Source organism: Vibrio sinaloensis, assembly GCF_000808535.1.
GTDB lineage: Bacteria > Pseudomonadota > Gammaproteobacteria > Enterobacterales > Vibrionaceae > Vibrio > Vibrio sinaloensis_D.
In genome coordinates this window covers 694,638-715,288 of sequence record NZ_JWLV01000001.1, presented here as the reverse complement: position 1 = coordinate 715,288, position 20,651 = coordinate 694,638, and the positions used below count along the sequence as shown (strand labels likewise).

The following is a 20,651-nucleotide window of genomic DNA, read 5'->3' as shown; positions in this document are numbered from 1 at the left end:
GGCTAACTGACCACAAAGGGGCGCTTAGCCCCTTTTCAGACTCCCCAGTGGCTTGCTCTTAGTTTAGAGCTTTCGGATTGGCGATATTTTCCGGGGTGCCTGCCGAGAATTTCACGACGTTTTCAAATGCCCATTGAAAATAAAGCTCGTAGCTATTTCTCTCTACATATCCGAGATGGGGCGTTGCCACCACATTAGGTAGGGTTAGCAGCGGCTCACTGTGCTCATTGGCGGGTTCTTGTTCAAACACATCGATTGCCGCCAGCTTTGTCGGGTGCTTCACCAAGGTTTGATAGAGCGCATTGGGGGCGATAAGCTCCGCTCGACTGATGTTGACGAGCATAGAGTCCGCCCTCATAGCGTCAAGATCAAGCTGAGTGACAATATGCCGAGTCGCCTCATTCAGTCTTAGGTTCAGTGAAATGACATCGCATTGGCTAAAAAACGCCTGCTTGCTTTCTGCGGCGCGATAACCGGATTTAACCGCCTTTTCCCTTGATGCTTCGCTACCCCAAACTACAACGTCCATCTCAAACGCGTGGGCGTACTTAGCGAGTCGTTGGCCAATCTTGCCAAATCCCCAAATGCCCATCGTTTTGCCGTTTAAGGTCGTACCTAGCCCAAGTTCGCCGGATTGCTGCCACTGTCCGCGCTTAAAGTTACCTATGTAGTTGGGTAAGCGCCGAGCGGTTGCCATGATCAGTGCCCATGCGAGTTCAGAAGGCGCAATAGGGGAGCCTACGCCCTCTGCGACCGCAACGCGATGGCGAGTGCAATCGTCTAGATTGAGGTGGTTACTGATTTTCCCGGTTTGACTGATGAGCTTTAGATTGGGCAGACGCGATAGAAGTTCATCCGTGATGACGGTGCGTTCACGAATCAAGATGATGGCATCAAACGCTTCGAGCCTGTCTACGAGTGCGTCGATATCATTTAGCGTATCAGTAAACACCGTAACATCATGCTCCTTAAGCATTGTGAAGTTACTGAGGTGCCGTACTTGGTCTTGGTAATCGTCTAAAATTGCGATTTTCAATGGGCTGTCCTTATTTTCAACTGACGTATTATATTAAAAACTGGAGTTTGGTTGTTTTAAAAATTCTATTTCTTCAGCCGTACTTTCTCTGCCTAAAATAGCATTCCTATGCGGGTAACGACCAAACTTGTCGATGATCACTTTGTGTTTTATTTCAAAGTCATAATTATTCTCTAATCCATCTTGGCTGAACAGTTCGACGGCTTTTTGGTGAATAATCTTTGATTCACTGTGCATAAAAGGCATGTACAAAAATGACTTTTCAGTTATCGATAGCTCGTCATCAAGTTTTAATCCAATCGCTTCTTGTGCAAGTGCTAAGGCAAGTGGATCTTGAGAGAACGCTTGAGGCGTGTTGCGGTACACGTTGCGTGAAAACTGATCGAGGACGATGATCTCGGCCAGCCTTCCTGCTGCTGTCGCTCTCCACGGGTAAAGCTCTGATTGAGCAGCGCTTTTGAGCAATGGTTCGAATCGATCAGTAATCATCTGGTCAACCTCGTCGTTACTCATAAACCAATCTTTCGGTTCGAGTTCTTCAAACCAGAACTTGAGCACGATCTCTGGGCTTGTTGCTGTGTCCATATTGTCTCCCATACTGAATAACTGTCGGATAATTATTGCTGAGCAAACTTAACGATAAACCATAATGTGACTTAGTTTAAGAACCCGAATAAAAAACTGCGCCCTCGACGCAGTTTCAGTCAACTAACTATTCATTAGATAGGGCTATTTAACAAGGAAATCGTCGTAAATAGATTTAAAAAAGAAAATATATTCATTGGTTAATTGTTTGGATTAATATCCTAGTTTATTCATTCTAAATATTGTCGATAATTATCACGATTTATTTGGTCGTATTTATTTAATCTCTCCTCCGAACAAAATTATTAATTTTCCAATCATTTTTGCCGACTCTGGAGGGTAGGTTTATGCGTATCGTATTAGCGTTAGGGGGCAATGCTCTGCTTGCTCGTGGTCAAGCATTAACAGCAGAAAACCAGCGTGAGAATATTCAAAAAGCAGCGAAAAATATCTCGGATATTGCTGGCGAACACCAAGTTGTTATTGTGCATGGTAACGGCCCTCAAGTGGGGTTATTGATGGAGCAAAACGCGGCTTACCAAGAGTATTCTCCACAGACAACCCCTTACCCAATGGATGTTCTTGGCTCTCAGACTTGTGGCATGGTGGGGTATATGCTTCAGCAAGAACTGCGCAACTGTGATACGAGTTTACGTATTGCGACCTTGCTGACACAAACTCAAGTGAGCAAGCAAGACCCAGCGTTTGCCAACCCGACTAAGTTTGTTGGCCCTGTCTACAGCGAAGCCAAAGCACAAGAGATCATGGCAGCAAGCGACAAACAGTTTAAAGCAGACGGCGAATACTACCGACGCGTCGTGCCTTCGCCAATGCCACAAGATATTGTGGAAGTCGAACAGATTGAAACCTTGCTCAATTCAGGCAACGTTGTGATCGCCTGTGGTGGTGGTGGCGTGCCTGTCTCCATCGAAGAGGGGCATAGCGTTGGTGTAGAGTGCGTCATCGATAAAGATCTCACCGCTGAACTTCTTGCTGAAAAAATCAATGCGGACCTGTTTGTCATCCTCACCGACGGTTCTATTTACCGCAACTACGGCAAAGAAGACCAAGCAGAGATGAAGGTCGCAACGCCGAAAGGCTTGTCTGAGTTTACGTTCCCGGCAGGGTCAATGGGACCAAAAGTCGATGCTGTATGTAAATTTGTCGAATCAGGTCGCGGTGAAGCGGCGATTGGTTCGTTGTTTGAGCTAGATAAGGTGATCAACAAGCAGGCGGGTACGTTAGTCACGCAAGGCGAAGGAATCGAATACTACTAATCTGCACAATCTACTCACAATAGGTATTGGCTTTGGCTGGCCAATACCTATAATGCGCGTTTTTGATTCTCACCAAACAACGTGAAGTTTGAGCGCGACCACCCCAAAGCCTGACCGAATTACTGCGATGCGTTCCATTATTGAACAAGTAAAGTCAACGCTTCCACTCTACGAGCCGGAAACCTTTATTTGTGGATTGAAGGGAAGCTGTCAGGGGTGTCCGAAAAAACTCCTGGAAATGGTCGACTCTGAGCTGACGTATTGGGAATCGGCTATGGCCCGTGGCATCACACCTCATTTCGATGAAATACGACGGTTTGGAAAAATGTGCAGCAGCGTCAAACGAGCGCTATCAAAAAATGGACTGTTAGCGACTTAATCTACTTTGCCCTCTGGTGGTTTCGTGCTGAGTAGTTCTTCAATTCAATAACTCAATTGAGAGATATTCATCACACTTTCTTTTGTACTCGCTTCTTCTGAGCTACGTTTATAACAGGCGTGTCAAAGGAGAATGGGTTATGGTCAATCTGCGAGCTTACCGTCAACTCTTATTCGCGGTGCTATTATGGATACCGATTTCGGCTTGGAGCCAAGACAAAGACGATCTTAGAAACTTATCGTTTTTTACGGAATCCTATCCGCCTGCTAACTTTCTCGTTAATGACAGCATAACCGGTTATGCGGTCGACATTTTACTTGAGGCGAGCCGCCTTGTTGGCGAACCGATCGAGATGAATCAATTGACTTTGCAGCCTTGGGCACGTTCCTATCGGCGAGTGCTTACTCAGGAAAACTCGGTACTGTTTTCGACCACGCGATCCGAACACAGAGAAAACCTGTTCCAGTGGGCTGGCCCAATCGCTGACATCAAGGTAGTTGTTTTAGCGCGCAAAGATTCTGGCATAGAGATAGAAAAACCAATGGACATGGCCAGTTACCGAATTGGCGTGATCCGTGACGATATTGGTGAGCAAAGTCTGTTGGCAATGGGAATTCCTCGTGACTCGATGCAAGAGGCTTCTTACGTGACGGTTTTAGCTGAGCAATTAATGAAAAAGCGCATCGATCTCTTGGTTTACTCGCAAAGAGCAGCATTCTGGTGGTCACGACAGGTAAATGTCGATCCTGAAATGTTTCAGCCAGTTTATATCGTTCGAGAGGGAGAGGTTTACTTCGCGTTTAACAAATCGACATCTACCGATGTGGTTGAGAAACTGCAACGAGGGCTAGATTTGTTGAAGTCAACGCAAGGCGAATCAGGGATGACCCTTTATGAAGAGATATTGGCAAAATACTAAAAGAGCAGCACTTGGCTGCTCTGGTTAACTATACTTTTGCCTTCTTGACGAAGTAAGGATTATCGAATTTCTTTGGATTGCCCAATTCAGACGTCACCAGTTTGTTCCATAGCGCTCGGTCAAACTCGCCCTTTTCCAAAGAAGGGTAGAGGGTTTCTTGCTCTTCCAGTGCTAAGCGAATGAACTGCTTTTTCTTAATTTGATTGTATTTCTTTGCCACGCGATTGTGTTTGGCAATCCACTCTTGCTTAAAAGCAACTAAGCCAGGTTCAGCAACCTCTAGCGGCAATCTAGATAAATAGATGCGTTTATAAGAGATCTTACGATCGATCATTGTGCGCATGGCAGTTTGGATGTACTTACCGTGGTGAGTAATGGAAATATCATCTTTGTCGAACAATTTGACGCACCAGCCACTGGGGAAGTAGTCGGGTTTACGAAACTGTTTGTTGCGCACGTCGATAGCTTGGTGCATGACCAAGTCTGAGGTGCCGTTGAACGTTTGTTGCCATTTGCCGATTCGAATTTGAATCGCCGTTGGCAATCGATAGATATTCGTGAACTTATCTTGATCCATAAATCAACACACTTATTACTGTCAAAAACAAGATGACGCAGCCAAGCGTTATGGCAGCAAGGTTATTTTAGTTTCAGGGACGAATTGACACTGAGCTAGGCTCATACGGCGTATTTTAGATAAAACGAATAAAAGTAGCTAGAGATAAACGTCAGCATATGGTTAGTTTGTGGGCGGCTTAACGTGACGTTGGTGTGGGGGAGGAGACAGGGCAAACTCACCATGCAAGTTTGCCCGTGTTGTTTAGTCGTAAATTGTCGGGATAGGCTGACGTTTGTGTTGAGTCACTTTGTAGATATGAACCAAGCGCTGCGTCACTTCTTCAGAAACCGGCTTTCCTTCAAGGAAGTCATCGATTTGATCGTAAGTAAGATTTAACGCATCCTCATCCGCTTTTTGAGGGGCTAGCTCTTCAAGGTCAGCGGTTGGTACTTTCTTAACCAGTAACTCAGGCGCCCCCAATGTTGCTGCCACTTCACGTACTTGACGCTTACTTAAGCCAAAAAGCGGGGCCAAATCGCACGCGCCGTCACCAAACTTAGTGTAAAAACCCGTAATGTTTTCCGCTGAGTGGTCCGTGCCCAGTACCAATCCGCCGACGTACCCAGCGATTTCGTATTGCGCGACCATGCGAGCGCGCGCTTTTACGTTCCCTTTTACAAAGTCTATTTTGGCAGCATCTTCAGGAACTAGGCCTGTGCCTTCAAGCGCAGTATTGGTTGCTGCGTGAATGCCATCAACGCCTTGTTTGATGTTTACCGACACGGAATGTGTTGGCTGAATGAAGCCTAACGCCAACTGCGCTTCGTCTTCATCTTTTTGTTCACCGTATGGGAGACGAACAGCGATGAACTGGTAGCCACCGTCGGTTTCTTCATTGAGTTGGTTGACCGCAAGCTGCGCCAGACGACCACATGTAGTAGAGTCAACGCCACCGCTGATACCAAGGACAAGGGATTTGCATCCTGCTTCCTGCAATTTGCGTTTGATAAAGTCGACACGACGCGTAATTTCAAATTGAGGGTCAATCGATGGCAGTACGCGCATCTCGTCGCGAATCAACTGTTCCATTCTGTTTCCTTCCTGCAAGCAATAAAGTTAAAATTTGTCATCATACTGAGTCATCTTAAGAGATGAACTTTTTGATAAAGTAATCTCGTAAGATGACAGACTGACATGATACCTAAATACAACTAATAGAAAACTGTGATCACAGTTTTCAGCATAAAATAAGGGAAAAAATGAGCAAAATCGCAGTTTTTGGCAGTGCGTTTAATCCACCAAGTTTAGGTCACAAAAGTGTTATCGAGTCATTAGCCCACTTCGACAAAGTGCTGTTACTGCCGAGTATTGCCCATGCTTGGGGAAAAGAGATGTTGGATTACGCCATACGCTGTGAGTTGGTGGATGCGTTTATTGAGGATTTAGCGCTAGAGAATGTTGAACGTTCCGACATCGAAGAGCAGTTATTCCTACCGGGAAAAAGCGTGACTACCTTTGCAGTTTTAGAGGCACTTGAAAAAAGGTACGAAAATTGCGAGCTAACTTTTGTCATGGGGCCTGACAATCTTTTGAATTTTGCTAAGTTCTACAATGCTGACAAAATACTCAGTCGCTGGACAGTAATGGCATGCCCCGAAAAGGTAAAAGTGCGAAGCACGGACATTCGTGACGGCATTAAGGCGGGAGAGGATATTTCGTCATTGACCACTAAGAGAGTGTGGCAAAAGTTGGCCGAATCTGGGTATTATTAGGGCTGTTATACGATATATTTGAGGTGTGAATGAATGCGGTAAGAGCGATTGGTCTGGTAAGTTTGCTGACTGCCTCTGCACAGGCATGCGAGATGTATGAGACGAAACAGTTCGAGGAGTCGGTCATGTTTCATTCTCCCTCTGGCGTGTGTTTTTCACTCCTTGAAGGGATTGAGTATACAGCCAATAAATTTGACGATTTTTTAGATATTGTCGATTTCGATGATGATAAAGGCTATGACACCTATTGGGACGATTGGGTGTTAAAAAGCGAAACCAATCCGATTCTCACGCGCGCCCTTTCCTCAAACTACGTGGGTGTCGGTGTTTGGGTACCGACTGAGCTCGAAAATCGCTTGCACGCCATGGATACCGAAGAGTGGATATTGAGCCACGGTCTGCTTCTTAGTGTCGGGTTTGGCAAAAAGAGTGCAGGAGAGCCAAGAATGCGGCTCGATTACCGCTGGCATGACAAATATGATGGCGATGTAATGATGCAAATTGAATTGCCGTTTTAGTCAAAGCGACCTAGCTAAAAATCACCAACAGCTCGACTTCAAATCGTTGAAGTGGTTAGACCTATTGATAATTGGCATACTTAATTTGCTCCTTTATAGTGTAAACATAATGATAATAATCTTATAAATTATGTTGGCTTATGTTTGGTTTGGTTCGCTCTCTATTTTTTCAAATAAGCATGCTGTTAAGTGCGACTTTACTCAGTGCTTCTGCGTTTGCAGATCCTGTTCATTTGAACCTCTACACACAAGAATTCCCTCCTCTACAAGTTAAGGTACAAGGCCGCCCTGAGGGGTACGTGACCAATTTTGTACAAGCCCTCGTCCGTGACGCTTCTCAATCAATCCCAATGCAGATTGCACAAGTCCATTTTATGCCTTGGAAGCGGGCGATTCGTATGACACAAATGTATGAAAACAATCTCTTTTTCTCAATATCTCGCACTTCGGAGCGTGAGCATGAGTATCAATGGATTGGTGAGGTGTCGCCCTATGAAGTGGCGTTGTATCGCTACAAAGATGGCCCCAACGTGGCACCTAATACGCTTGAAGAGCTGCGTAATTTTCGCTTTGGTGTTCAAGCTGAGAGCTCTTTTGAAGAGCTTTTGGATAAGTTCAACATAACCAACACCATCCAAGTTGGACAGGGCAAAGATGTGCTTCGTTTACTTAGGGCGAATAGAGTCGACTTTGCGCCCCTAGTCACCGTGAGTTACCCATACCGAATGGCGCAGTATGGACTCAACCCAGACGACTTTGTTGAGGTCATGAAAGTGCGCCAGTTATGCAAAGAGCTTTGGTTGGTGACGGGCAATAAAACATCACCAGCCGTCGTCAGTGCGCTGAAAAACAGTTACCAAAAGCTAAGAAGCGCTGGGGTAAGAGAAAAGTTGATTGCACAATACCAACCCGACAGTGAAGTAATGGCTCGTTACCAACAGCGCTCCCAATAGCCCATTCTATCCACTCTGTAATCACATAGTGACTTGGTTAAAGTCTATCCAGCCGTTGGCTAACAGCTCCGGCGCGCTAACGGTGTCAGAGATGTTGAGCTCTTGCTTCACATGATAGAGAGGTTGATAAATGCCCCGTGTGATGAGTTTTTTCTCTAAGGCGGCAAAGCCACTCAGTCGCCCGCGGAGCGTAGGGCGAGACATGATCTGCACCACCTGCTTATCGCGCCATGCCTTGTCTTTCTGGTTGAGACACGCCTCGTTAGAGTTCGTTGAGAGTATCCAACCCAACCAAGACATCTCGAAGTCTTCGCCGAATACTTCACCAGTAATAAGAATATCCGCATCAGCGAGCGTTTTTTCACAGTTAAACTCTGGATATTCCAATATCTTTAATTCACATCTGAGACCAAAAGATTCGAACGTTTTTACCACTTGTTTACTCACAGCGATGTGTGTCGCGAGTTGGTAAGTCATGATAATCAGTGGCTTGCTTGGTAGTGGGGCATTCCAATGCTGAACCTTGTCTTCGCGGTGTGTCGTTTGTTCGCTTGGTTGTGAAAGCATGCCCCGTGCTTGGGCAATTTCTTCGCACTGTTCGTCGTTTGGTGGGCTCATCGTCACAAGAATGGACTGCAACCATTGACGGTGTTGGCGGCGCAACATCCAAGGGTGTCGGTAAGGGTTGAGCATGGCGTGTACACAGCCTCGCTCCCATTGGTGGTGCTGAGTAAAACCGTGGCGGCTCTTTTTCAGGTGGCTGCCATGAACGACGTCGCTGTTTAGCTCAAAATCTGTGGCCTTGTCACCGACGTTCCAAATTTCGATCCCATCAATCCAAGGGCGATATCCATGGTAGCGAGGGTTGGCTTTGAGGCTTGTCAGCCATTTTGTTTGCTGCGTGAGGATAAACGGTCCACTTCCGATCAGGCGTCCTTGCTCTTGTTTACAGATACCCATGGCACCTTTGGCAAGCAGCTTAGGTAACAATGAAGGAAGAGAAAGGCTAACAAATGTCAGTGAATATGGACCAGTCACCGAAACACGATCGATGAAGCGGTACATCTGTTTCGAGATGGAGTCTGACGCCATCAAACGATCATAGTGGGCTTTGATGTCTTGTGCTAACAAGGGACTGCCATCATGAAAACAGAGCCCTTTACGCAGGGTAATACGTAGGGAGTTGCCGTCCAATGTCCACGAATGAGCAAGATCGCCTTGATAGCTGCCTTCAGTGTCGCTGGCTTTAAGTAACGTGGCATAAAGGTGATCGGCGATGTGCTGCTCGGTGCGGCGGTTTATTCCAATGGGATCCAAATCGTGTGTTCCGCGATAAAACGGAATCTTGAGCACATGATGGTCTGATTGGACGGTTTGATAGCGTTCTAGGTACTCACTCAGAAACTGATTTCGTTTCGCTAGGCTCACCAGCGTCAACGCGTCTTCCACTTTACCTTGCTCAATCAAATGTAATGCGTGACGAGTTAGCCGCTCCTCAAGCATTTTTAGTCGGCGTGAAACAGGTAAGTTACCTCTGCCGATGCCAGGTTTCCATTCAATGATCTCCTCTTTAATCAGTCGTTTAATTAGGAGCTGGGCGTTGCGGCGAGTGCATCCCATTGCTTGACTAAAATGATCGAGCGAGACGGGGTTCCAATCTGTTTGAGACAGGTGTTCCTGACAAAAAGCGAGAGCCTTCCAATAGCGCATAAAGGTGAAATCCTGTTTAGATATTTCTATTTTTCTTCATCTTTTCTCGGCAAATAATAGCGCAGTCAGTTGAAGAAAAAAGGAACGAAACATGGATACGTTAACTGCAGCACAACGCGGGTCTATTTGGCGCAATCGCTCATTTCAAATTCTCTTTGCCAGCACGCTGTTTGTCGCGTTTAGTGCGCAGGTCTACAATCTCGCGATGCCGCTTTTAGTGTATGAGCTTACTCAATCATCTGAAGTGATGGGTTGGATGCGCGCGGTCGAGTTTATGCCAAATCTGGTGTTGGCTCTATTTATTGGCGTTTGGGTGGATAGGGTCAACAAGAAGAAGTGGTCTCAAGTGATGCTGTTTGGTCAAGCCGCGATGGTGTTGACGTCTTACTTGGCGGTGGAATGGATGGCCAATCCTCTTTGGATCCTGTTCCCGTCGGCGTTTTTTATGATGGCGTTTAACTACGGTTACCACAACGCACGCATGTCGATGATGAAAAGAGCGTTGGCTCCAGAAACACAAAATACGGCCATAGCGAGAATGAGCTCACTCAATAGCTTTATGGAGACGGTAGGACCTGTCCTATCTGGCGCTTTAATGTTGATGTCAGCGATCCATAATGTCTTTATTGGTGTCGGGGTGATGCTGCTGATCGCCTATTGGCAATTAGAAAGATTGGACTACTCTGCGTCATCTTCAGTCCATCACCAACCGGTGTTTTCAGCGCTAAAAGAGGGCTGGAAAATCCTAAGAGCAGAGAAAAATATGTGGACCATTACGTTGGCCGTGATGGTGATCAATACCACGGGTGCTGTATTTTGGATTCAAGCGATTTACTATGCCAAAGCAGATCTTGCACTGAATGCGGTGGAAGTGAGTTACTTGATTGCTGCATCCGGAATCGGTGGGCTAGTCGGTTCATTTAGCGCCGATAAAGTTAGGCAGCGATTGGGCTTGGGCTGGTTGTTAATTGCGTCGATAGCGCTAGAAGCAATAGGTTTTGTCATCCCGCTCTTTTTGCCGAATGTGGTGAGCTTGGCAATCTCTTTCTTTTGGATTTCAGCAATTGGTTTGTACAGCAGTATCTGTATATGGAGTTACCGCCAAGAAGCTTTTGATGAGCAATACCTTGGCCGCGTAACGGGGTTAACTGGCTCGCTGTTTAAGCTGTTGATGCCTATTGGATTAGCCAGTTCGGGGTACATTGCATCCGCTGTGGGCGTTGAGTGGTTGTTTGTGGTCTGCTTTGTTGTTCAGTTATTGGTGGCGATGACGCTCATGTTTACTGGCGTCAGGGCCGTTCGTTAGCGAGCTATCAGGCTGCTCCGCTGGATTTGTTCGGGTTAAGCGAGCGTTAACCCTGACCAGATGTCCCGCTACAAGGAAAACTCGTCTCGCAACCAACGTCTGAGTAGGAGCACGTGTTCATTTTTCAGTTTGTCTGGCGAGCAAGCAAAGTAGAAATCTTGATGCGGGTTGAGTACGGGTTCTCCTACCTCGACAAGCGATCCATGCTCGACATCATCGCGAATGAACTGCCTATGGGTGACGAACACTCCGAGACGTCGAATCGTCGCTTGCACGGCTTGTACCGAGGCAGTGAAGCTAAGATTGTAAGTGCTATCTGGAATAGGCAGTTGGTGATGCTCACACCAGACTTGCCAGTCATGTTTGCGTCGTTCATTTGCGGCGATGATCGCAGGGTAGTGAGCGAGCAGCGCTTGCGGCGTCGAGGCTTTTTCGAGTAGTTCAGGGCTCGCGACCATAACGAGCTCATCTTCTGCTAGCTTCTCACAGTAATAGTCTTGCCATTCATCGGTTTTACCGTGGATGATCGCTACATCGACCCCTTCATATTCCATGGCAAAGCTGCCCGTTAAGGTAGAAATACGAATGTCGAGTTGGGGCGCAAACTCATTGAGACGACCTACTCGCGGTATCCACCAATGCATAGCGAGCGAGTTGACCATATTGAGTGTTAAGCGATGGCTTTGTTTGTCTGCGATCATCTCTTGAGTCGCGTTGACGATTTGCTCAAGAGCTGGCGCTATCTGCTTATAATATTTGCGTCCACTGGCGTTTAGCACCACATTTCTGCCCACCCGTTGAAACAGCGACTGACCAAGTTGGCTCTCGAGGGATTTGATCGCTTGGCTCACGGCAGAGTGGCTTACGCTAAGAGCTTGGGCGGCTTCGGTCATGCTGCCTGACTCAGCAACAGCGACAAACGAGTAAAGAGATTTGAGTGGGGCGTATTTTTTCATCTGTTAGTTTTTCTTACCGATAATGTAATTATTACGCGATTTTTATTACCTCTGATCAGACATACACTGAGCGCCAATCGGGAGGAGTTATGTCTAATCAGTTGTACCCAATAGTATTTATGTTGTTATCAACGTTCAGTTTGTCATTAACTGGGCTGTTTTCCAAATTTCTTAGTCAGCAGTTAGAGCCAAGTCTGCTTGGTTTCTTGCGATTTTTTCTGCCAATGAGTTTACTTTTAGTGTTTGTCGCGTTGCCCAAAATTCGCATTCCGGAGCGTCGCTTGATGAAGCCATTTTGGCTACGCGCGGTCTGTATTGGTCTTTGTCAGATCTGTTTTATCTACTCACTAAAGCACCTTTCTTTGGTAGAAAGTGTGGTCTTGTTTAGCACCGGCCCCATGTTCATTCCACTGTTAGAAAAATTAATCTTTTCGACTCGAGTGCGCCCCCTTAGCATTTTGGGGTTAGTGATAACGTTTATCGGTGTGCTGTTGCTGGCGGGTGATGTATCCAACTTATCGCTGCGAATAGAATTGTTGGTCGGATTAGCCGCTGGGTTTTTTAATGCTGGATCGCAGTTGGCTTTGTATCGGTCGAGCAAAACCGATCTCAATCCATTTGAAATCAACTTCTGGACCTTCCTTTTTGCCTCGGTCGTGCTTTTGCCGTTTGTTGGAGTGAGTGCGCTGCAACAGCCAGAGTGGATAGTGAGTGACTCGAGCAGTCTGATGTTGTTGGTTGCGGTATTGTTTGCCTTAGCTGCACTTATCATCAATACCCAAGTGTTTCGTTCCAAAGCATACAAATTGGCGGAGTCGAACTCTCAGCTCGCGCCGCTCATCTACACCAATTTATTGTTTACTGCGCTTTGGCAGTGGCTGTTTTTTGATGAAAGCTATGAGTCGATTCAGTTGCTTGGTCTAGGCTTGATTGTGTTTGCGAATGTATTGTGCGCCTTCATTCCCAAATGGGTAAAGGCGATTGAGCGACTTAGAATGAACCACAACCTTCGTTAGATTGCCTGTATGGCGTTCACAGGTGTATTCGTGCAACGCCATTCTTGCCATTTTGTTTGATGCTGTACATCGCTTGGTCAGAGGCGACATAGAGCGCTTCAAAGTCGTAAGATTGTGGGGTGAAATGACAAATACCAATGCTGAACCCTACTTTTGCTGAGCCATTATCCAGTTGAATTGGTTGTTGAGATTGGCTTAGCAAGTCGTCAGTAAAGCGGTCGATGCTCTGGGGAGAATCTTCATGGCAAAGTAAGACAAACTCATCACCACCAAGACGAGCAATGAAGGCGTCTTTCGGTGCAAAATCTTTTAACCAAGCGCTGATTTGCATAAGAACCAAATCGCCCGCTTTGTGACCTAAATTGTCATTAACGGTTTTGAAATCATCCAAATCAATAAAAATCAGCGCAGAAGGGCGGTGTGGGTATCGCTTTGCGTAGTCGGCAAAATGCGATGTCAACGCTTGGCGATTGAATAGCCCAGTGAGTGGATCTTCAGAAGCCAATCGAGCCAGTTCTTCTTCGTAACGCTTTTCATTAGTGATGTCGATGTGTGTGCCCATGATCCGAAGTGGGGAGCCGTTGTCATCGTATTCAACGATTCGGCCCCGATCCGATACCCAACTGTGGGTACCGTCTTTGTGAAGCATGCGGTGCACGACTTGATAAGCGTCCGCCTCTCCCCTTAAATGGGCTTCGAAAGCGCCAACGGCAAGATCGTAGTCATCTGGGTGCAGTTTGCTTTTCCATACTTCAACGGTCGCTTCTAGCTCATGTGGCTGGTAACCGAGCATCTTGCCCCATTCCATATTAAAGATGCGCAGTTGCCCCGTCGGAACATGCTGTTCCCAAAGGCACAATCCGGTGCCATCTAAGGCGGCATTGAGCTTCTCTTCTAGGCGGCGGTTGTTTTCTTCAAGCTCAGCAATACGGTCTCTGAGCTTTGCGATGGTCGTTTCGTGCTCTTCCATGAGTTTCGACTTATCGTTGTGGCTGATACAAGGTTAGTCTGCCATAACTCAGACTAAGATGACTAGACTCTAGTTTCGCTCTGATTAACGCGGGCGCACAGGGAGAAGCTGTTTACCAAAGACATTGATCAGCGCGCCCGTTACAATCAATCCACCTCCCATATAGGTCCAAATCGATGGAATTTCGTTAAACAGCGTTACGCCGATCAAGGTTGAAAAGACGATTTGCACATAGGAGTAGGCAGACGCTTGTCCTGCGGCTTGAGTCTGCATCGCTTTGGTTAAACCGTATTGACCAATTTGGGTAAAGACCCCAACCAGTACCAGCATCATTGTGATGAACAGGCTTGGCATGACAAAGTCATTCCACATCAGTGCGATGGAGGTGGGCAACGCCACCATAGGGAAGTAGAAAATGATGACAGAGCTGTCTTCTGTTTGGCTCAGTTTTCGAACCACCACATAGGCGATCGAGCTTCCCAGCGCACCTAGCAACGCCATCATCACGCTGAACAACGGTAACTCTTGCGTTGCGTTATTGGCCATACTGGGTTGTACCATTAAACCTAATCCTGCCAAGCAGAGCGCAATGCAGATAAGTGTCGCGATTTGAATCCGTTCTTTGAGGAATAAGAGCCCAAGTAGCGCCGTAAATACAGGGTGAACATACTGCAATATGGTCGCTTCTGCTAAGGGTAACGTGGTCACAGAGTAATAAACGCACATCAACGCCAGCGTGCCCACGGCGCCACGCAAGAACAGCAAAGGCTTATTGTTGCCCCAAACGGATAGTCGCTTACGTTTAATATCGATGTAGCTAATGACGAGAGAAACCAATGCCCTTGCAGCGACAATTTCAAACAGAGGAATGCCATGCACGCTAACGTATTTCACGCAGGCTGACATCAGGGCAAAACCCAGTGCAGACAACAGCATGAAGCGAACCCCGACAGGGATAACTGGAGTGAATGTAGTAGGCATTCTTATTCTCAAATTTCTCAATTAAGTTGGCTATGATACGGCAAGCTGAGGTGAAGTAAACTATACGCTTGTAGCGGATATCGTGTGGTGTCACTCGCAAGGTTTGTTGATATGTGATGCCAAGTGATAAGCTGAGTAAAGAACAAGCTCCGAACAACTAAGAGGTTGAATCCTGTGCAGAGCCAAACCCCATCCTCTTCCTTGCCAGCAGAGTCCGCTGCTGTTGATGGAAAGTCCAAAAACCTGGCGATTCTCCTCGAATTGGTCACCTTCATCAAACCCTACAAACTCAAAGTGGCGGTGGCGCTTTTGGCGTTGATTTTTACCGCGTCACTCACCTTGTCGGTCGGCTATGGCGTTCGTATCTTGATTGACCAAGGATTTGCCCAGCAGTCAACGCAGGAGCTAACAGGGGCGATTCAGTTTATCTTGACCATCACAATACTCATCTCGATTGGCACCTTTTTTCGCTTCTACTTGGTCTCATCGGTTGGGGAGCGAGTGAGCGCAGACATTCGCTTGGCAGTGTTCAATCATGTGATTGGTCTTCATCCGAGTTATTTTGAAACCAACGGCAGCGGCGACATTATGTCGCGCTTAACCACGGATACCACCTTGTTGCAGAGCATCATTGGGTCGTCGTTTTCAATGGCGATGCGCAGCGCTTTGATGTGTATTGGCGCGGTGATCATGTTGTTTGCCACCAACGTCAAGTTGACCTTGATTGTTTTGGCATCCGTTCCTTTCGTATTGGTCCCGATTCTTTTTTATGGTCGTCGTGTGCGGGCGTTGTCGCGTCAGAGCCAAGATTCCATGTCTGATGTTGGCAGTTACGCTGGTGAAGCCATAGAGCACATTAAGACGGTGCAAAGTTACAGTTACGAAAACCACGAACAGCGGGCGTTTTCCAAAGAAGTAGAGCGTGCTTACGATATTGGCCGACGTCGAGTAAAACAACGTGCGATATTGATATCGGGCGTTATTGTCATCGTGTTTAGTGCGATTGCTGGAATGCTCTGGGTTGGGGGCAACGACGTGATTGAAGGAACGATGTCGGCAGGGGATCTGGGGGCGTTTGTGTTCTATGCCATTATGGTTGCCTCGTCGGTGGCGACGATTTCTGAGGTTCTTGGCGAGTTGCAACGCGCCGCAGGAGCGACAGAACGCTTGATCGAAATCTTGCACGTTGAAAGCCATATCGCGCCGCCAAACGGTCAGGTACACGACATCGAAGGCTTATCGAGCCAAGTGACTTTTGAGAATGTGACGTTTCACTATCCATCAAGACCGCAACACCCAGCGATTGAGCAACTCAACCTTGTTGCCAATGAGGGCAAAGTGTTGGCCTTGGTTGGACCGTCAGGAGCAGGGAAAACCACCCTATTTGAGTTGTTGCAGCGGTTTTATGACCCTAGCGAGGGGAAAGTGACGCTAGGCGGTGTGGATGTGCGCTGTTTTGACCCGAGTGCACTTCGCCAACAGATGGCGTTGGTGCCTCAACAACCTGCCTTGTTTAGCCACGATGTGATGCACAATATACGTTACGGCAACCCAGATGCGACAGATGAGCAGGTGATCGAAGCGGCGAAAAAAGCTCACGCTCATGACTTTATTATCAAGCTACCGGAAGGTTACGCCAGTTTTCTCGGCGAGCGCGGCGTTCGTCTTTCGGGAGGGCAAAAACAGCGGATTGCCATTGCTCGTGCAATCTTAAAGGATCCGGCGATTTTGCTTCTCGATGAGGCAACCAGTGCTCTTGATAGTGAAAGTGAACACCACGTTCAACAAGCGCTTGAGCAGTTAATGAAAGGGCGCACGACCATTATTATTGCTCACCGACTCTCCACCATCCAACACGCCGATCAAATTGCCGTATTGGATCAAGGTCGCCTTGTCGATATTGGTCGTCATAATGATTTGATGCAAAGCTGTGAGCTCTACCAAAGGCTGGTGGAGCTCCAGTTCAAAGCTATTCACTAATCGGGAAGGGCTTAGCAAACTGAGCCCGATTAAAGATGCTTTTCTATGGTTTGAGTGAGAGCAGGGCTCATTGGCAGTGTTGAGCTCGGGAATGTTGCCACGACATCACCTTTTGCATCGATCAAGTATTTGTAGAAGTTCCAACGAGGCTCAACGCCCGCTTGCTCGCTTATCTTGGTAAACACGTGGTTAGCCGATGCCCCTTTTATTGAACTTCTCGCCATCATTGGAAATGTCACGCCATAATCGAGGTAACACACTTTGGCGGTATTCTCTTCACTGCCACGGTCTTGTTTGAAATCATTTGATGGAAACCCTATCACCGCAAAGTTGCTGTCTTTATAAGTCTGATGAAGCTGTTCGAGTTGAGCATATTGAGAGGTAAACCCGCATTGGCTCGCGGTGTTGACGACCAGCAAGGTTTTGCCTTTGAACTCCTCACAGAGGTCGATGGTTTGATTCGAGTTGAGCAGCCTTTGCTTTGAATTAAGCAACTCGGGGCAACTGGCAGACTGAGCGGCCAGACTCCATGTTAAAGCCAGAGGTGTAGCCAACAAAATCCATGTCGTTTTCATTGCGGTCATCCTTATTTATCAGTCTTTACATTGTTACTGATTTCACCGCGTTACGATCATCAAACTGGGGAATTTTGTCTACAAGTTCGCTGACGTAAGCACCTAACTCGTGGCTAAGCCGCAGTAAAGAGCAATGAAAGCGAGAGCCTGTCTCGCTTTCGGCAGGTTATACCAGTTCAACTTCGACATCGCTTTCTATTTGGCTAGAGCAGGCAAGAGTATAGCCGTTGGCGAGATCTTCCTCTGACAAGGTTTCGGTACTGGTGCGCGATACCGTCCCTTTGGTTACCTTGCATTTACAAGAACCACACATGCCACTGCGACAGGCGATGATGATAGGTACGCCGTTTTCCTCCAATACATCGGCTAACGTCGAGCCTTGAGCGACCTCTGCCGTGACACCAAATGCGGGAACCTCTACCTGTACTGCGGCAGACGATGTTTCGTTTTGCTTGGATTCCATCGGTGTAAAACTCTCTTGGTGGAAATGCCCATCTTCGACCCCTAGAGCGCGGCAGTGCGATTCCATGTCTTGCATAAACTGCGTTGGCCCGCATAAGTAGACAGTGCGCTCGGCAAGATCAGGGCACAATGTGTTCAACCACGCTTTGTCTAATCGCCCCTGTGGGTGCCTCGTTCCTGCATTGTCTTTGAGGAGTAGCTTTAGGTGGAAGTGAGAGTGAGCCGCAGCCATCGATTCAAGTTGGTCAAAGTAGATCGTCTGGGCGACACTCTTTGCCATATGGATAAAGACGATATCAATGTCGGCTTTATCTCGCAGCCAAGTGGAAGCCATCGACATGACTGGGGTAATACCGCATCCGGCGCTGATCAGCGTGACCTTTTGTTTTGGAGGACAATCAATACTGTTAAATGGTCCCGTTGGCGCAAGCACCGCCACTGTATCCCCACAGTTAAAATGATCGACAATGTGGCTTGATACTAAACCGCCGTCGACTCTTTTTACGGTCAGTTTTAGGTGAGCATCGCCGGGCGTAGAAGCAATCGAATACGCTCTGTATTCAATCTTTCCGTTGAGTTCAAACCCAAGTGACACAAACTGACCGGGTTTGAAGTTGCTGAAATGAAGATGGCTCGCGTCGGCCGCAACGAGCGTTATGCTGACAGCATCGTCAGTCTCTTGCCATTTGTCACTGCAACGCATTGTCGCAGCTTGATTATTTTGCCATTCAATAAACATCTGGTTTCTCTTAGAAGTGAACCCCAACAGCTCGCGAAACGCTTTCTGCTGGGGTTTAGCAAATGATTAAGCCGCTAAGATGGTTTTTAGATCGTCTTCAACATTGCCAATACTGCGCATGTCGAATTTCTCTTGGATGATGGCCAATAAGTTATCGGTTAAGAATGCCGGCGCAGTTGGGCCGGTGTAGATCCCTTTCACGCCAAGCGCAAACAGCGTAAGCAAGATGACAATCGCTTTTTGCTCAAACCAAGAGAGGACAAGAGTCAGAGGTAACTCATTGATGCCACAATCGAACTCTTTTGAAAGCGCCAGCGCTAGCTGAATAGCAGAGTAGGCATCGTTACATTGACCCACATCGAGTAGGCGAGGAATACCGTTAATGTCACCAAACTGATTCTTGTTAAAACGGAACTTACCACAGGCAAGGGTCAGAATTACGCTGTCTTCAGGCGCCGCAGCCGTAAAGTCGGTGTAGTAACTACGCTCGGACTTGTCACCGTCACAACCACCAACAAGGAAGAAGTGTTTGATGTTGCCAGCTTTGACTTCTTCAACCACCGCAGGCGCTGCTTGCATTAAGGCATTGCGACCAAAACCGACCGTAATCATGTGCTCAATTTCATCATGCTGGAAGCCATCTTGTGCCAGAGCGCACTCAATCACTTGGCTAAAATCATCTCCTTCGATGTGAGCCACACCCGGCCAGCCGACAATGCTACGCGTAAAGAGGCGATCGGCATATTGACCGACGTTCGGGTTAAGCAGGCAGTTTGATGTCATGACAATAGCACCAGGGAAGTTAGCGAACTCCTTCTGCTGGTTTTGCCACGCACTGCCGTAGTTACCCACAAGGTGAGAGTATTTCTTCAGCTCTGGATAGCCGTGCGCTGGAAGCATTTCACCGTTGGTGTAGACGTTGATGCCTTTGCCTTCAGTTTGTTGAAGGATTTTCTCTAGGTCGTGTAGGTCGTGACCCGAAACTAGGATTGCTTTACCTTTGACTGGCTTAACGTTGACGGCAGTAGGCTCTGGATGACCAAAGGTTTTCGTTTCACCGTGATCGAGCATCTCCATCACTTTGTAGTTCATAAGGCCGATTTGCATTGAACATTCAAGAAGCGCATTAAGATCTTCTGGGTCAGTCCCTAACCATGCCATGATTTGGTGGTATTCCGCATAGATGTCATCACTGGTTTGCTCTAATACGCGCGCATGTTCCATGTACGCTGCCGCGCCTTTTAGACCATATAAGCAAAGCAGGCGAAGACCAATCACATCTTCACTGATGGTTTGGTAGCCGCGGTTCACCGCCACTTGGGGGGCGAATGCTAAGATCTCTTCTGCGCTTGCTGGTAGCTCAAAATCAGCCACAGCAGGTGCGCTTTCTAGTGCGGTGTCTGCGAGTTTTGCTGCCGCTAGGGTTTGCTCTTTCAAGCGGGCTTTGAATGTTGCAGCTTGCGAAGCGAGCTCAAGAATGCGTGCTGGATCGAAGTTAACGTTGGTAAGCGTAGAAAAGAATGCGCGCGGTGCCCATTGATTGACTTCGTTGTCGATGATTGCGAATTTTTTTGCTTGCTCAGCCCAGTATGAGACACCTTGAAGGGTGTAAACCAATACGTCTTGTAGGTCAGAAACTTCTGATGTTTTTCCACACATACCCTGAGCGAAAGAACAGCCTTTCACGGTTGGGGTTTGAATAGTCTGTTCACATTGAATACAAAACATTGCGCGTCTCCAATTGCAATTGTTAGATGTTGGCGGTTCGCCTTGATATGCGTTGTTAGAGCAGGGAGTGTGCCAATGTTTAAGTTATTGATTATTAATGTTTTATATTGCCACTTTTACGAGTTTGTTGTCATTAAGACATAAGTGGTGTTGTGTTAATGACAACGAAACTTCGGTGGGTGATTTAGATTTTCCCTTGAAGTGTGGCGTAAAAAACAACAAATCGAGTT

Annotated in this window: 20 protein-coding genes; 9 read left to right on the top strand and 11 right to left on the bottom strand. The window is 47.2% G+C overall.

The annotated features are described in order from the left end of the window. Positions 1 to 58 precede the first annotated feature (58 nt). A complete protein-coding gene (locus tag RJ47_RS03110) occupies positions 59 to 1,036 on the bottom strand; it encodes a D-2-hydroxyacid dehydrogenase family protein (protein WP_039481292.1) in 978 nt (325 codons plus the stop codon). Between the two features lie 33 nt (positions 1,037 to 1,069). Then, positions 1,070 to 1,621, bottom strand: coding sequence for a DUF924 family protein (locus RJ47_RS03105; RefSeq protein WP_039481289.1), 552 nt, complete (start codon positions 1,619 to 1,621; stop codon positions 1,070 to 1,072). Between the two features lie 347 nt (positions 1,622 to 1,968). Between RJ47_RS03105 and RJ47_RS03100 the strand changes: the two genes are divergently transcribed. The 3 genes from RJ47_RS03100 (at position 1,969) to RJ47_RS03095 (ending at position 4,196) form a co-directional block, all read left to right on the top strand. Beyond that, positions 1,969 to 2,898: a carbamate kinase gene (locus RJ47_RS03100; RefSeq protein ID WP_039481285.1), complete on the top strand. Its 930-nt coding sequence runs from the start codon at positions 1,969 to 1,971 to the stop codon at positions 2,896 to 2,898. 127 nt (positions 2,899 to 3,025) lie between these two features. Beyond that, positions 3,026 to 3,277 carry a hypothetical protein gene (locus RJ47_RS21535; protein ID WP_072036311.1) on the top strand — a complete coding sequence of 84 codons (252 nt, stop codon included), beginning with the start codon at positions 3,026 to 3,028 and terminating at the stop codon, positions 3,275 to 3,277. A gap of 139 nt (positions 3,278 to 3,416) precedes the next feature. Further along, on the top strand, positions 3,417 to 4,196 hold the full coding sequence (locus RJ47_RS03095; RefSeq protein ID WP_039481282.1) for a substrate-binding periplasmic protein: 780 nt from the start codon (positions 3,417 to 3,419) through the stop codon (positions 4,194 to 4,196). A gap of 28 nt (positions 4,197 to 4,224) precedes the next feature. On the opposite strand, the gene RJ47_RS03090 is transcribed toward RJ47_RS03095, so the two are convergent. Together RJ47_RS03090 and nadE are read right to left on the bottom strand one after the other, a co-directional pair. Next, positions 4,225 to 4,773, bottom strand: coding sequence for a hypothetical protein (locus RJ47_RS03090; RefSeq protein WP_039481279.1), 549 nt, complete (start codon positions 4,771 to 4,773; stop codon positions 4,225 to 4,227). A 243-nt stretch (positions 4,774 to 5,016) separates the two neighbouring features. Next, complete coding sequence (gene nadE / locus RJ47_RS03085) at positions 5,017 to 5,844, bottom strand: ammonia-dependent NAD(+) synthetase (protein ID WP_005470232.1); 828 nt, start codon at positions 5,842 to 5,844, stop codon at positions 5,017 to 5,019. 170 nt (positions 5,845 to 6,014) lie between these two features. On the opposite strand from nadE, the gene RJ47_RS03080 reads away from it, so the two are divergent. The 3 genes from RJ47_RS03080 (at position 6,015) to RJ47_RS03070 (ending at position 7,998) form a co-directional block, all read left to right on the top strand. Next, positions 6,015 to 6,527 carry a nicotinate-nicotinamide nucleotide adenylyltransferase gene (locus RJ47_RS03080; RefSeq protein WP_039477521.1) on the top strand — a complete coding sequence of 171 codons (513 nt, stop codon included), beginning with the start codon at positions 6,015 to 6,017 and terminating at the stop codon, positions 6,525 to 6,527. Between the two features lie 29 nt (positions 6,528 to 6,556). Continuing rightward, complete coding sequence (locus tag RJ47_RS03075) at positions 6,557 to 7,045, top strand: hypothetical protein (RefSeq protein WP_039481276.1); 489 nt, start codon at positions 6,557 to 6,559, stop codon at positions 7,043 to 7,045. Between the two features lie 140 nt (positions 7,046 to 7,185). Continuing rightward, entirely contained in the window at positions 7,186 to 7,998 is an 813-nt protein-coding gene (locus RJ47_RS03070; RefSeq protein WP_039481273.1) for a substrate-binding periplasmic protein, read from the top strand. A 21-nt stretch (positions 7,999 to 8,019) separates the two neighbouring features. Here RJ47_RS03070 and RJ47_RS03065 read toward each other — a convergent pair whose 3' ends face one another. After that, positions 8,020 to 9,708, bottom strand: a complete 1,689-nt coding sequence (locus tag RJ47_RS03065) for an ABC transporter substrate-binding protein (RefSeq protein ID WP_039481270.1) — start codon at positions 9,706 to 9,708, stop codon at positions 8,020 to 8,022. Positions 9,709 to 9,799: 91 nt separating this feature from the next. On the opposite strand from RJ47_RS03065, the gene RJ47_RS03060 reads away from it, so the two are divergent. Next, a complete protein-coding gene (locus RJ47_RS03060; RefSeq protein ID WP_039481268.1) occupies positions 9,800 to 11,014 on the top strand; it encodes an MFS transporter in 1,215 nt (404 codons plus the stop codon). 68 nt (positions 11,015 to 11,082) lie between these two features. On the opposite strand, the gene RJ47_RS03055 is transcribed toward RJ47_RS03060, so the two are convergent. Continuing rightward, a complete protein-coding gene (locus RJ47_RS03055) occupies positions 11,083 to 11,970 on the bottom strand; it encodes a LysR substrate-binding domain-containing protein (protein WP_039481266.1) in 888 nt (295 codons plus the stop codon). An 89-nt stretch (positions 11,971 to 12,059) separates the two neighbouring features. On the opposite strand from RJ47_RS03055, the gene RJ47_RS03050 reads away from it, so the two are divergent. Then, positions 12,060 to 12,986, top strand: a complete 927-nt coding sequence (locus RJ47_RS03050; RefSeq protein WP_039481264.1) for a DMT family transporter — start codon at positions 12,060 to 12,062, stop codon at positions 12,984 to 12,986. Positions 12,987 to 13,002: 16 nt separating this feature from the next. Here RJ47_RS03050 and RJ47_RS03045 read toward each other — a convergent pair whose 3' ends face one another. Continuing rightward, positions 13,003 to 13,956, bottom strand: coding sequence for a GGDEF domain-containing protein (locus RJ47_RS03045; protein WP_039481261.1), 954 nt, complete (start codon positions 13,954 to 13,956; stop codon positions 13,003 to 13,005). 84 nt (positions 13,957 to 14,040) lie between these two features. Continuing rightward, on the bottom strand, positions 14,041 to 14,937 hold the full coding sequence (locus RJ47_RS03040; protein WP_038135125.1) for a DMT family transporter: 897 nt from the start codon (positions 14,935 to 14,937) through the stop codon (positions 14,041 to 14,043). A 201-nt stretch (positions 14,938 to 15,138) separates the two neighbouring features. On the opposite strand from RJ47_RS03040, the gene RJ47_RS03035 reads away from it, so the two are divergent. After that, positions 15,139 to 16,917 (top strand): ABC transporter ATP-binding protein/permease, encoded by a 1,779-nt coding sequence (locus RJ47_RS03035; protein ID WP_039481680.1) that lies wholly within the window; start codon positions 15,139 to 15,141, stop codon positions 16,915 to 16,917. A gap of 29 nt (positions 16,918 to 16,946) precedes the next feature. Here the strand turns inward: RJ47_RS03035 and RJ47_RS03030 are convergent, their stop codons facing one another. The 3 genes from RJ47_RS03030 to hcp form a co-directional block, all read right to left on the bottom strand. Continuing rightward, on the bottom strand, positions 16,947 to 17,492 hold the full coding sequence (locus RJ47_RS03030) for a glutathione peroxidase (RefSeq protein ID WP_039477509.1): 546 nt from the start codon (positions 17,490 to 17,492) through the stop codon (positions 16,947 to 16,949). A gap of 166 nt (positions 17,493 to 17,658) precedes the next feature. Further along, positions 17,659 to 18,693 carry a hybrid-cluster NAD(P)-dependent oxidoreductase gene (locus RJ47_RS03025; RefSeq protein ID WP_039481258.1) on the bottom strand — a complete coding sequence of 345 codons (1,035 nt, stop codon included), beginning with the start codon at positions 18,691 to 18,693 and terminating at the stop codon, positions 17,659 to 17,661. A gap of 66 nt (positions 18,694 to 18,759) precedes the next feature. Continuing rightward, on the bottom strand, positions 18,760 to 20,421 hold the full coding sequence (gene hcp, locus RJ47_RS03020) for a hydroxylamine reductase (protein WP_039481255.1): 1,662 nt from the start codon (positions 20,419 to 20,421) through the stop codon (positions 18,760 to 18,762). Positions 20,422 to 20,651 lie beyond the last annotated feature (230 nt).